Source organism: Halomonas sp. G11 (assembly GCF_001663515.1).
Classification (GTDB): domain Bacteria; phylum Pseudomonadota; class Gammaproteobacteria; order Pseudomonadales; family Halomonadaceae; genus Vreelandella.
This window is the reverse complement of the sequence record NZ_LYXG01000018.1, coordinates 80,047-92,151: the sequence shown is the minus strand read 5'-3', so window position 1 is coordinate 92,151 and position 12,105 is coordinate 80,047. Positions and strand designations below refer to the sequence as shown.

General features: G+C 59.4%; 11 protein-coding genes and 1 pseudogene. 4 read left to right on the top strand and 8 right to left on the bottom strand.

Annotated features, from left to right (window positions below; all coding sequences use genetic code 11):
- The 8 genes and pseudogenes from rseP to rpsB all read right to left on the bottom strand — a co-directional run.
- Positions 1 to 365: pseudogene (gene rseP / locus ADS46_RS19005) on the bottom strand (RIP metalloprotease RseP); the annotation flags it as partial.
- Positions 366 to 402: 37 nt separating this feature from the next.
- Entirely contained in the window at positions 403 to 1,599 is a 1,197-nt protein-coding gene (gene ispC, locus ADS46_RS09790; RefSeq protein WP_066319460.1) for a 1-deoxy-D-xylulose-5-phosphate reductoisomerase, read from the bottom strand.
- Positions 1,596 to 2,402 (bottom strand): phosphatidate cytidylyltransferase, encoded by an 807-nt coding sequence (locus tag ADS46_RS09785; protein WP_066319458.1) that lies wholly within the window; start codon positions 2,400 to 2,402, stop codon positions 1,596 to 1,598. Before ADS46_RS09785 ends, ispC begins: the two co-directional genes overlap by 4 nt.
- On the bottom strand, positions 2,395 to 3,186 hold the full coding sequence (uppS, locus tag ADS46_RS09780; RefSeq protein ID WP_066319455.1) for a polyprenyl diphosphate synthase: 792 nt from the start codon (positions 3,184 to 3,186) through the stop codon (positions 2,395 to 2,397). The genes ADS46_RS09785 and uppS overlap by 8 nt, the downstream gene beginning before the upstream one ends.
- 90 nt (positions 3,187 to 3,276) lie before the next feature.
- A complete protein-coding gene (gene frr / locus ADS46_RS09775; protein ID WP_066319453.1) occupies positions 3,277 to 3,834 on the bottom strand; it encodes a ribosome recycling factor in 558 nt (185 codons plus the stop codon).
- A 4-nt stretch (positions 3,835 to 3,838) separates the two neighbouring features.
- Positions 3,839 to 4,615 carry a UMP kinase gene (gene pyrH, locus ADS46_RS09770; protein WP_066319449.1) on the bottom strand — a complete coding sequence of 259 codons (777 nt, stop codon included), beginning with the start codon at positions 4,613 to 4,615 and terminating at the stop codon, positions 3,839 to 3,841.
- 123 nt (positions 4,616 to 4,738) lie between these two features.
- Entirely contained in the window at positions 4,739 to 5,608 is an 870-nt protein-coding gene (gene tsf, locus ADS46_RS09765) for a translation elongation factor Ts (protein ID WP_066319447.1), read from the bottom strand.
- Between the two features lie 223 nt (positions 5,609 to 5,831).
- A complete protein-coding gene (gene rpsB, locus ADS46_RS09760; RefSeq protein ID WP_066319445.1) occupies positions 5,832 to 6,587 on the bottom strand; it encodes a 30S ribosomal protein S2 in 756 nt (251 codons plus the stop codon).
- Between the two features lie 351 nt (positions 6,588 to 6,938).
- On the opposite strand from rpsB, the gene map reads away from it, so the two are divergent.
- From map to ADS46_RS09740, 4 genes are all read left to right on the top strand, one after another.
- Positions 6,939 to 7,730, top strand: a complete 792-nt coding sequence (gene map / locus ADS46_RS09755) for a type I methionyl aminopeptidase (protein ID WP_066319442.1) — start codon at positions 6,939 to 6,941, stop codon at positions 7,728 to 7,730.
- Positions 7,730 to 10,405, top strand: a complete 2,676-nt coding sequence (locus ADS46_RS09750; protein ID WP_066319440.1) for a [protein-PII] uridylyltransferase — start codon at positions 7,730 to 7,732, stop codon at positions 10,403 to 10,405. The genes map and ADS46_RS09750 overlap by 1 nt, the downstream gene beginning before the upstream one ends.
- 113 nt (positions 10,406 to 10,518) lie before the next feature.
- On the top strand, positions 10,519 to 11,715 hold the full coding sequence (gene dapC, locus ADS46_RS09745; RefSeq protein ID WP_066319437.1) for a succinyldiaminopimelate transaminase: 1,197 nt from the start codon (positions 10,519 to 10,521) through the stop codon (positions 11,713 to 11,715).
- Positions 11,716 to 11,756: 41 nt separating this feature from the next.
- Complete coding sequence (locus ADS46_RS09740) at positions 11,757 to 12,095, top strand: Spx/MgsR family RNA polymerase-binding regulatory protein (RefSeq protein WP_066319435.1); 339 nt, start codon at positions 11,757 to 11,759, stop codon at positions 12,093 to 12,095.
- The last annotated feature ends 10 nt before the right edge of the window (positions 12,096 to 12,105 follow it).

Below are 12,105 nucleotides of genomic sequence, written 5' to 3'. Positions count from 1 at the left end.
CCCGCCACAAACAACGCCCAGTAGGCGACGATCGCCAGCAGGAAGTTGGCAATCGGCCCTGCCGCCACGACGGCAATACGCTGCCAGACACTTTTACGGTTAAATGCCTGATCGAGCTGATCGTCAGGTACCGGCGCCTCGCGCTCGTCGAGCATCTTGACGTACCCACCAAGCGGGATAGCGGCAATCGCAAATTCGGTGCCATGGCGATCAACCCGCGACCATAGCGGTTTGCCGAACCCGACTGAAAAGCGCAGTACTTTAACCCCGCAGCGACGCGCCACCCAAAAGTGACCAAATTCGTGGAAGGTAACCAACAGCCCCAATACCACGATCACCGCTAAAATGTTTTGTATCAGGCCCACAGGGAAACTCCTCGATATGCGCCTCAGCCGACTAAGGCTAAGCGGACCAACGTTCCAGCCATCCAGCGGCACGCTGACGTGCACGCTGGTCGGTCCATAAAATACTTTCAAGGCAATCGGCCGACCCGTCGACAGACGAGGACAGCGCTTCTTCGACCAACTGAGCGATGCCCAAAAAACCCAACCGGTGATTCAGGAAAGCCTCGACGGCCACTTCATTGGCGGCGTTAAGCACGACAGGCGCCAAACCACCGCTGCGCATCGCCTCACGAGCCAGCGGCAGGCACGGAAAGCGCACTTCATCCGCGGTTTCAAACTCGAGCCGTGCCACCTGGAAAAGGTCCAGCGCTTCGACGCCCGCGTCGATCCTTTCAGGCCACGCCAGCCCATACGCGATGGGCGTACGCATATCAGGATTGCCCAGTTGCGCAAGCACGGAGCCGTCATGATAAGCCGCCATCGAGTGAATGACGCTTTGTGGGTGCACGACCACCTGAATTTGGTCGGGGCGGGCATCAAACAGCCAGCAGGCCTCAATCAGCTCCAGCCCTTTATTCATCAAGGTGGCGCTGTCCACCGAAATTTTACGCCCCATTGACCAGTTGGGATGCGCGCAGGCCTGCTCGGGTGTGACCCGGGCAATCGCCGCCTCGCTCCAGGTCCGAAAAGGGCCGCCAGAGGCCGTCAGCAGCAATTGCGAGACGCCATGGCGTGACAGCCCGCCCCGATGCTCTGGGGGTAGACACTGGTAGATGGCATTATGTTCGGAATCAATGGGTAATAGCGTGGCCCCGGAGCGGGCGACCGCCTGCATGAAGAGAGCACCGCTCATCACCAGCGCCTCTTTATTGGCCAGCAGCACACGCTTGCCCGCTTCTGCCGCGGCCAGCGAGGGCAATAATCCCGCCGCGCCCACTATCGCTGCCATGACAATATCGACACTGGCATCGCGGGCGACATCGCACAGCGGTTCCGGCCCCACCATGACCTCGGTAGGTTGGTTTGCCCGTTGCAGCTCAGCGCGCAGCCAGCGTGCATCCGTCTCGTTGGCGAGAACCGCAACGGCAGGACGAAAGCGCAGGCACTGGCTGAGCAGCGTCTCTTTTGAGGTATGCGCGGTTAACGCATGCACCTGATAGCGATCAGGGTGACGGGCGATGACATCAAGCGTACTGGTACCGATGGAGCCGGTGGAGCCCAGCACCGTTACACGCTGTCGGGTTATCGAGGTCATAGGCCCAGCACCTGTAGGTAGAGCAGCGCAAACAGCGGAATCGCCGCCGTCAAGCTGTCAATGCGGTCCAGCACGCCGCCATGTCCCGGCAGCAACTGGCTTGAATCCTTCACGTCACGGTAGCGCTTGAGCATGCTCTCCAGTAAATCGCCCAACACAGAAATCAACGTGACCAGCAGCGTAATCACCACCAGGGCCGCCCCTTGGGTCCATCCCAGCGACAGCGCGAACGCAAACACAATCGCCAAAAGCGCCGTGGCCGCCATACCGCCCAGTACGCCCTCCCAGGATTTGCCGGGACTGACCCGGGGTGCCAGTTTGCGTCTCCCCCAGCGGCGCCCGGCGAAGTAGGCGCCAATATCCGCCGACCAGACGAGCAGGAGGACGAACAGCAGCCACACGGCTCCGGTCTCGCGCAGAATATTGAACCCCACCCAGCACGGTAACAGCACCCAAAGCCCCATGAGTAACCGCCCTGGCGTGGAATGCCACTGGGCGACCAGGTCCGGGTAGCGGGTAACCCACACCAGGTTGAGCAGCCAGCCCACCGCAGCAACCCACAGAGGCCATTCGGCCTGGGCGATACCGCTGGTCCACATCACCAGCATCAAGGCGGCACAACCCGCGACCAGCGCGGCACGCTTCAGCGTCCGAGTCACGCCTGCCAGATTGGTCCACTCCCATGCACCCAGCAGCATGACAAAGGCCGTGAACAGGGCAAAGCTCTCACCTTGCAGACCGAACAGGCCGACCAGCACCACAGGCGCTAGCCAGACCGCGGTGATCACTCGTTGCTTAAGCACCCTGGGCCTCTAACTGTTCGTCGGTCATGCCAAAACGACGTTGCCGTCGGCAGAAATCAGCCAGGGCATCATCGAACGCCTCGGCATGGAAATCGGGCCAGAGCAACGGCGAAAAGTGCAGCTCGGCATAAGCCAGTTGCCAGAGCATGAAGTTCGAAAGCCGCTGTTCACCGCTGGTCCGAATGCACAAATCGATGGGAGGAATATAAGCCCCCTCACTCATCGCCTGGTCCATCTGGACTTCGTCGATAGCGGATGGCGAGATTTCCCCAGCGACCGCCTGTTCAGCCAGTCGCCGGGCTGCCTGAGCAATATCCCATTGGCCGCCGTAATTCGCGGCAATCACCAGGTGCATACCGGTGTTGTTAGCGGTCAGCGATTCGGCACGCTGAATATGTTTCTGGATCGCATGGGAAAAGCCACGCTGCTCGCCGATAATCGACAGGCGGATATTACGCTCATGTAGCTTCTTGACCTCTCGCTTGAGGGCCATCAGAAAAAGCTCCATCAGCGCATTGACTTCCGTTGCTGGCCGCTTCCAGTTCTCGCTTGAGAAGGCGAACAGGCTAAGCGTTTGCACCCCACGCTCAGCCGCACGCTGAATGACCGCCCTGACGGCCTCTACGCCTGCGCGATGCCCGCGCGCGCCCGAAAGACCCCGCGCACGCGCCCAGCGATTGTTACCGTCCATGATAATGGCCACATGGGACGGCAACGAATCCTTCTCAACCTCCATCGCGTTGGCATCGTCCGGTCGTTGTCCGGGGAGCTGCGGTGACGTCATGAATGCTTGCACCAAAGATCAATCATAGAAAAGCCACTCAAAGATGGCTGAGCGGGCAGCATTGCTGCCCGCGGCGTGAACATCCGCTTCTTACACCTGCATCAGGTCGTGTTCTTTCGAAGCGAGCGCCTGATCGATCTCAGCGATGTACTTGTCGGTCAGCTTTTGAATCGCCTCTTCGCCTTCACGCTGATCGTCTTCGGTGATCTCTTTATCTTTTAACAGTGACTTGAAATCGCCGTTGGCATCGCGACGTACGTTGCGCACTGCGACACGCGCGTGCTCTGCCTCACTGCGCGCCTGCTTGATATAGCCTTTGCGGGTCTCTTCGGTGAGCATCGGCATCGGCACGCGGATAACGTTGCCCGCGCTGGCCGGATTCAACCCCAGGTCAGACGTCATGATCGCCTTTTCGATTTTCTGCACCATGCTCTGTTCCCACGGCGAAATCGTCAGCGTCCGCGCGTCTTCAACGTTGACCGAGGCCACCTGATTCAGCGGCACCTGACTGCCGTAATATTCCACGGTCACCGCATCCAGAATGCTCGGATGGGCACGCCCGGTACGAATCTTGTTAAAGTTGCTGTGCAGCGCCTCGACACTTTTTTTCATGCGCGCCGCGGCATCTTTCTGAATGTCATTAATCACGTGGTTACCCTCTGTCTATCAGCGTGCCTTCCTTGCCCCCAACTACTAAATTTAGCAGGGCACCAGGCTTGTTCATATCAAACACCCGCACTGGCATGTCATGGTCACGTACCAGGCAGATAGCGGTCAAATCCATGACGCCGAGCTTTTGATCAAGCGCATCATCATAGGTGAGCTGTTCATACTTGACGGCATCGGGGTGTTTCACCGGGTCTTTATTGTAGACACCGTCGACCTTGGTCGCTTTGATCACCACATCAACGTCAACCTCGATACCCCGCAGGCAGGCAGCCGAGTCAGTGGTAAAGAAAGGATTGCCGGTACCGGCTGAAAACAGCACCACGTCGCCGGACGTCAAATAGCGAATCGCCGTGCGCCGGTCATAGTGCTCGACCACCCCGCTCATGGGGATCGCCGACATCACCCGCGAGCGAATATTGGAACGTTCCAGCGCATCACGCATCGCCAGGGCATTCATCACCGTTGCCAGCATGCCCATATGATCGCCGGTGACGCGGTCCATACCGGCTTCGTTGAGCGCCGCACCGCGAAACAAATTGCCGCCGCCGATGACGATACCCACTTGAACGCCAATACCCACTAGCTGGCCAATTTCCAGCGCCATGCGGTCCAGCACCTTCGGGTCAATACCAAAGTCATGCTCCCCCATCAGCGCTTCACCCGACAGCTTGAGCAAAATACGCTTGTATTTTGACTTGGAACCATCGGTTTTCGATTTGCTAGACAGAGAGGTAAGCGGTTCTTGAACATCACGCGACATGGCAATTCTCCTGGGGCAGACCTGGGCGCCGACAAGCGGCATCACCCCTTTTATTATGCAGGGGCCGGATACGCGAAGGCGTGCGCTCGCGCGCACGCCAACCTACAGCTGGAACATCAGACCTTAGTGACGACCAGCCTGTTCCATAACTTCTTTCGCGAAGTCGACTTCTTCTTTCTCAATGCCTTCGCCCACGCCAAAGCGGGTAAAGCCGACCACTTCGCCGCCTGCCGCTTTGACATACTCAGCCACCGTCTGGTTCTGGTCTTTCACGAACGGCTGCTCGGTCAGGCTGTTTTCGGCCAGGTACTTCTTCAAGCGACCTTGCACCATTTTTTCAGCGATCTGTTCCGGCTTACCGGCCATGTCAGGCTGAGCAAGGATAATCGCTTTTTCGGCGTCCAGCTCCTCCTGAGGCATGTTCTCCGGGTGCGCAACCGACGGGTTGATGGCGGCAACATGCATCGCCACGTCTTTCGCCACCTGGGCATTGCCGCCTTTAAGGACGGTCAACACGCCAATACGGCCACCGTGAACGTATTCACCGACCACGCCACCGTCAACAGCCTCGACAACAACGGCACGACGCACGCCAATGTTTTCGCCGATCTTCTGCACCAGCTGCTCACGGGCGGTTTCCAGCTCACCGTCCATCACGGCGGCAACGTCTTCGCTTTTAGCGGCGAAGAAGGCGTCAGCAATCTTGTTGGTGAAGTCGATGAAGTTGTCATCGCGAGCCACAAAATCGGTCTCGGAGTTGATTTCCACCATAACGCCGTAGCTGCCATCGTCGGCAACGCGGGTTACAACGGCGCCTTCCGCGGCGGTGCGGCCGGCTTTTTTCGCGGCTTTCAAGCCGGAGCTTTTACGCAGGTTCTCAATTGCAACTTCGATGTCGCCACCCGCTTCGGTGAGTGCTTTTTTACACTCCATCATGCCCAAGCCGGTGCGTTCGCGAAGATCTTTAACCTGAGAGGCGCTGATAGCGGCCATGAGATTTCACCTCTGAAATGGTTCTAGCTGAGAGTTAGTTAAACGCCCTGCCGAGTGTCGCAACGGTTCATGACCGAATGATCTCACTCTACACGACGCTGCCGACATTGATGTCGGCCCAAGACTGCCCACTCCAAGCATTAACCCAAAGCGGGAAAAAGGGGGCTCAGGCCCCCTCTTAACATGATGCGGCACCAGCGATGGCACCGCATCGACCACCGGTTTACTCGGCGGCAGCGCTGCTGTCGGCGTCAGCGGCTTCTTCAGTATCCGTCACTTCGACGAACTCGTCGGCGCGACCTTCTTTAGCACGACCGCAGGCATCGGCAATGGCTTTTACGTAAATCTGGATAGCGCGGATGGAGTCATCGTTGCCCGGAATCACGTAGTCCACGCCATCGGGGTTGGAGTTGGTATCTACCACGCCGATGACCGGAATGCCCAGCTTGTTGGCTTCGTTGATCGCGATACGCTCGTGGTCAACGTCAATCACGAACAGCGCGTCCGGAAGGCCGCCCATGTTCTTGATACCGCCCACGGAACGCTCGAGCTTGTCCTGCTCGCGGGTCGCCATCAGAACTTCTTTCTTGGTCAGCTTCTCGAAAGTGCCGTCTTCGTGCATCGCTTCAAGTTCGCGCAGGCGTTTGATGGATACGCGAATGGTCTTGAAGTTGGTCAGCATACCGCCCAACCAGCGATGGTTGACGAACGGCTGGCTTACGCGATTGGCTTCTTCCTTGATGATCTTGCTAGCGCTGCGCTTGGTGCCAACAAACAGGATCTTGTTGTTGGATGCCGCCATCTTCTCGACCACATCGATCGCTTCGTTCAGCGCCGGCAGGGTATGTTCGAGGTTGATGATGTGAATCTTGTTGCGCGCGCCGAAGATGAATTTGCTCATCTTCGGATTCCAGTACTTGGTCTGGTGACCGAAGTGAGCGCCTGCTTTGAGCAGGTCACGCATATTGACGTGAGACATGATAAAACTCCTGAAACTCGGGTTAGGCCTCCACGCACCCCATGGATCCGACCATTGGCATCGTCAGACGCTGCCAGCGGCACCCGGGACCATGTGCCGGTGCATGTGTGTTTTCAAGGCTTGCTGTTCAATACCGCAACGTTCAACCGCCCGTAAGCGACGGAACCTGCGATGCCGTGATAACGCTTTGATGCTTCATCGACCTCGACAGCAGAAAGTTTGCAGCGGATGACGATTGCAGGAAAGCGCGCGGCTTTATACCATAGATCATCGTCAAGATGAAGCCGTCATCCGTTCAGCGGGCCTTTTATTGCCGCTCAACTTGCCATTCTGAGTCAACATCGAGAATCCATGAACGTTCCCATTAAAACGCCTTCTGAAATCGACAACATGCGCGAAGCTGGACGCCAGGCGGCCAGCGTGATCGAGATGATCACCCCCCACGTCCAGGCGGGCATCAGCACCGGTGAAATCGACCGCCTGTGTCACGAGTACATCGTCAACGAGCTGGGCTCCACCCCTGCGCCACTCAATTACCACGGCTTCCCCAAAGCGACTTGCACCTCGATCAACCACGTGGTCTGCCACGGAATTCCCGACGACGCCAAAAAGCTCAAGAACGGCGATATCATGAACCTGGATATCACCGTGCGTACAGCCGCTGGTTATCACGGCGATTCCAGCGTGATGTTCGTGGTCGGCGAGACCATCCAGGGCGAGCGGCTGTGCCGGATTACTCAGGAATGCCTGTATAAAAGCATTGAGCAGGTCAAGCCAGGGGTGCACCTTTCGGAACTCGCCCGCGTGATTCAGAAGCACGCTGAAGCCAATGGCTACTCGGTTGTCCGCGATTTCTGCGGCCACGGCATCGGCGCCGAGTTTCACGAAGATCCCCAGTTCCTGCATTACGATGGCTACGCACCCAGCGCTGACATCCGCCTGGAAGCGGGCATGTGTTTCACCATCGAGCCCATGATCAATGTCGGGGGCTACAGGACAAAGGTGTTACGCGATGGCTGGACGGCAGTCACCAAGGACCGTAGCCTGTCGGCACAGTGGGAACACACCCTGCTGGTCACCGACACCGGCGTTGACGTGCTGACCGCACGCGGCGACGAAGACTTCAGCTTCTTGAATCATTGATGCTTTTACACCACTACCGGTTCGAACCGGATACCACGCTGTTCGACCTTGAGTTGTTCCGCACCGAGCTTGCGGGGTCACGCTCCCCCATCGCGCCGTTCAAGGCAGCGCTTGGCGAAATTCAGACCCGCCTGGACGAACGCTTTCGCGCCGGGGCCGATATTCGTGACCTGGTGCGTGGTCGCGCATGGTATCTGGATCAACTGCTGGCCATCGCCTGGGAACAGCATGACTGGCCCGACGACGGCGTCGCCCTGGTGGCCGTGGGCGGTTACGGCCGTGGCGAACTGCACCCGCATTCGGACATCGACCTGCTGTTGCTGCTCGAGCACGATGACGATACTCCCTATCGCGAACCGCTGACCGCCTTTATCACCTTTCTATGGGACATTGGCCTGGAAATCGGCCACAGCGTGCGCTCACTCAATGACTGCGAGCGCGAAGCGGCCGCCGATGTCACGGTGATCACCAACCTGCTCGAGTCACGCCTGATCGCCGGTCCGGAAGCGCTGCGTGAGCGCATGCGCGAGCGGCTCAACGCCGACCACGTCTGGCCGGCGGACCGCTTCTTCGAGGCCAAGTGGCAGGAACAGATTGCCCGTCACTACCGTTATAACAACTCCGAGTACCATCTCGAACCGAACCTCAAAAGCTCGCCAGGCGGACTTCGCGACATCCAGATGATCGGCTGGGTCGCCAAGCGCCATTTCGGCACCGAGGAATACACCGATATCGTCGCCAACGGCTTCATGAACGATGCCGAACTGCGCATATTAAGCCAGGGGCAGGCGTTTCTGTGGCAGGTCCGCTACGCCCTGCACATGCTCACCGGGCGGGCCGAAGACCGCCTGCTGTTTGACCACCAGCGCACCATTGCCGAGATGTTCGGCTTTCGTGACACCCCCGAAGGCCTGGCGGTGGAACAGTTCATGAAGCGTTACTACCGGCACGTGACCGCCCTGGCCGGGCTTAACGACATGCTGCTGCAGCACTTCGACGAAGTCATCCTGCGCGGCAAGGAAGCGCTGGAGACGGTCAAGCTCAACGAACGCTTTGAAACCAAGGGCGGCTATATTCAGGTGCGTTCGCGCAACCTTTTCCGTGAACAGCCTTCGGCCATGCTGGAGCTGTTTTTGCTGATGGCCAAGCACCCAGAAATAGAAGGCGTCCGCGCCGACACCATCCGCCTGATTCGCGACCATCGCCATCAGATCGACGATCACTACCGGGAAGACCCACACCACCAGCGATTGTTCATGGCCATCATGCGCGCGCCGGGCAATGTTCCCCGCCAGCTGCGGCGCATGAACCGCTACGGCATCCTGGGCAAATACCTGCCCGAATTTGGCCGTGCCGTGGGCCTGATGCAGCATGACCTGTTTCATATCTACACCGTGGATGCCCACACCCTGCGGCTACTCAAGTTCCTGCACGGCTTCCGCAAGCCGGAGGCCAAGGACGACTTCCCGGTCGCGGCCACCCTGATGCAGCAGCTACCCAAGCTGGACCTGCTTTGGATCGCGGGGCTGTTTCACGATATCGGCAAGGGACGCGGCGGCGATCACTCGGAAATCGGCGCCCGGGACGTCGAACAGTTCTGCCAGCGCCATCACGTCCCCCAACACGACACCAATCTGGTCAGCTGGTTGGTCGAGCACCATTTGCTGATGTCCATGACCGCGCAAAAACGCGACATCAGCGACCCGGACGTGATTCGCGACTTTGCCATGGAAGTACGCAACGAGACGCGGCTGGACTATCTTTATGTGCTGACCGTGGCCGACATCAATGCGACCAATCCAACGCTCTGGAACGGCTGGCGGGCGTCGCTCTTGCGCCAGTTGCATGCCGAAACCAAGCGCGCCCTGCGGCGCGGGCTGAAAAACCCGCCCGACCGCGACGACTGGGTGCGCGAAACGCGCACCGAAGCCCGTTCACTGCTGCAAACGATTGGCGTTGATGAAACCGATATCGACCGGCTGTGGGACTCGCTGGGCGAAGACTATTTCCTGCAGTACGCGCCCAGCGAAATCGTCTGGCAGACCCAGGGCATTCTTGCCCATCAGCCCTCGCCGCTGCCGTTGGTATTGATCAGCGCGCCCACGGCTGACATGACCGAAGGCGGTACCAAGGTCTTCATTCACACCCGCTCGGTGGACGACCTGTTCGCCGCCACCGCCGCCGCCATGGAACAGCTGGGACTGTCGATTCACGATGCGCGTATCGCGACGTCCAACAACGACTGGACACTCAATACCTTCATTGTGCTGGACAATCAGGGTCAGCCAATCCGCGACCCGGCGCGCATCGAAGAAATGCGCCAGCACCTGGTGGAAGAACTCGACGACCCCGACGACTACCCCGACATCGTCACACGGCACACGCCGCGCCAGCTCAAGCACTTCCGGGTCGCCACCGAGGTTCTGATCGAGCAGGACCCGGCCAACGACCGCACCCTGCTGGAGCTCAGCGCCCCTGACCGGCCGGGGCTTCTGGCCCGCGTGGGGCGCATCTTCATGGAGCAGGATATTGCGCTCTCCGCGGCGAAAATCGCCACCCTGGGCGAACGCGTCGAGGACGTGTTCTTTATCACCACCAAGGCAGGCGAGCCGCTGACCGACCCGGACCGCCAACAACAGTTGCGCGAACGCTTGATTGAGGTGCTGGGGGTTTAAGTCGCAACACGCTCCCCGGTGGATTTGAGCCGACAGCGGCGCTTGCCTATAATCGTCGGCTACTTTCGCGACACGACGCCTACAACGACGCCGGCACGGCGTTCTGGATACTCATGAACCCTGATCTCGACGCCCTGCATCCGTATCCGTTCGAAAAGCTGGCGGCCCTCAAGGCGGACCTGACGCCGCCTTCGGCGCTTGCGCACATCCCGCTGACCATCGGCGAGCCCCAGCACGCGCCCTACCCTGGCGCACTGGCCGCACTGGTGGCGCATCAGGCCGAGATGGCGCGCTACCCGGCCACCAACGGGCTGGCCGCCCTGCGCGAGACCATTGCCGCCTGGGCATGCCAGCGTTTCGCGCTTGCAGGCCTCGATACCGAACGCCAGGTCCTGCCGGTCAACGGCACGCGGGAAGCCATTTTTGCCTTCGTTCAAGCCGCCCTTGACCGAAGCCGCCCGTCCAAAGTGGCGGTGCCCAACCCCTTCTACCAGATCTACGAAGGCGCCACCCTGCTGGCTGGCGGGGAACCGCTGTATCTCGACTGCACCGCCGACAACGGCTTTCGTCCGGATTTCTCCGCCGTCAGCGCCGACACCTGGCGCGATGTGCAAATCGTCTTTATCTGCTCGCCGGGCAATCCTACCGGTGCCGTCACGCCGCTTGCCGACTTCAAGCAGCTCATCGCGCTGGCCGATGAACACGACTTCATCATTGCCTCCGACGAGTGTTACTCGGAGCTCTACCTCGACGAAGCCGCACCGCCGCCGGGGCTCCTGCAAGCCTGCGCCGAGCTGGGCCGCGATGATTACCGGCGCTGCGTGGTGTTTCACTCGCTCTCCAAGCGCTCCAATTTGCCAGGGTTGCGTTCCGGATTTGTCGCGGGCGACGCCGACCTGCTGGCTCCCTTCAAGCGCTATCGCACCTACCATGGCTGCGCCATGTCGCTGCCGCTGCAGCACGCTTCCATCGCCGCCTGGCAGGATGAAAACCACGTATTCGCCAATCGCGAGGCTTATCGTGAAAAGTTTGGCGCCGTGACAGAGGTGCTCGCCCCGGTAATGGATTTCCCCACCCCCGAGGCGAGTTTTTACCTGTGGCCCGCCGTGCCTGGTGGCGACGATATTGCCTTTACCCAGCGGTTGTTTGTCGAGCAGCATGTCAGCGTGTTGCCCGGCAGCTTGATGGGCCGTCCCGGGCGCAAAGGCCACAACCCGGGAAGTGGTCGACTACGCTTGGCATTGGTGGCAGAGCTTGCTCCCACGCTTGAAGCCGCCGAGCGGCTACGCCAACTTGTCGAGCGCGGCTAACGCATACATTGACGGCATGACGACATTGTAGGAGGTCATACATGCTAACGCTTTATATCATCAGCAACTGCGACACCTGCCGCAAGGCAGCCAAGGCATTGGACGAGAAGGGCATTCCCTTTAAAACCTACGACCTGCGCAAGGACGGGCTGTCGGCAGCGCTGCTGGAGCATATCCTGCACCGCGTTCCGCTGGTCCAGGCGATCAACAAGCAAAGCAAAACCTGGCGCGAGCTATCGGATGAAGAAAAAGATTTTGATGCCAACTCGGGCCGCGAATTGCTATTGAAATACCCCACACTGTTAAAACGCCCCCTGTTGGAAGTCGACGACGAGACCATTCTGGTCGGCTACAAAGACGGCGACTACGACAAACTTTAAGACGAAACAC

Excerpts from the sequence above, each read along its gene's own strand:
- rpsB (WP_066319445.1), bottom strand. The coding sequence starts at position 6,587 with ATGTCTCACGTCAATATGCGTGACCTGCTCAAAGCAGGCGCTCACTTC.
- ispC (WP_066319460.1), bottom strand. The coding sequence starts at position 1,599 with ATGACCTCGATAACCCGACAGCGTGTAACGGTGCTGGGCTCCACCGGC.
- pyrH (WP_066319449.1), bottom strand. The coding sequence starts at position 4,615 with ATGTCGCGTGATGTTCAAGAACCGCTTACCTCTCTGTCTAGCAAATCG.
- map (WP_066319442.1), top strand. The coding sequence starts at position 6,939 with ATGAACGTTCCCATTAAAACGCCTTCTGAAATCGACAACATGCGCGAA.
- tsf (WP_066319447.1), bottom strand. The coding sequence starts at position 5,608 with ATGGCCGCTATCAGCGCCTCTCAGGTTAAAGATCTTCGCGAACGCACC.
- ADS46_RS09750 (WP_066319440.1), top strand. The coding sequence starts at position 7,730 with ATGCTTTTACACCACTACCGGTTCGAACCGGATACCACGCTGTTCGAC.
- dapC (WP_066319437.1), top strand. The coding sequence starts at position 10,519 with ATGAACCCTGATCTCGACGCCCTGCATCCGTATCCGTTCGAAAAGCTG.
- uppS (WP_066319455.1), bottom strand. The coding sequence starts at position 3,186 with ATGACGTCACCGCAGCTCCCCGGACAACGACCGGACGATGCCAACGCG.
- ADS46_RS09740 (WP_066319435.1), top strand. The coding sequence starts at position 11,757 with ATGCTAACGCTTTATATCATCAGCAACTGCGACACCTGCCGCAAGGCA.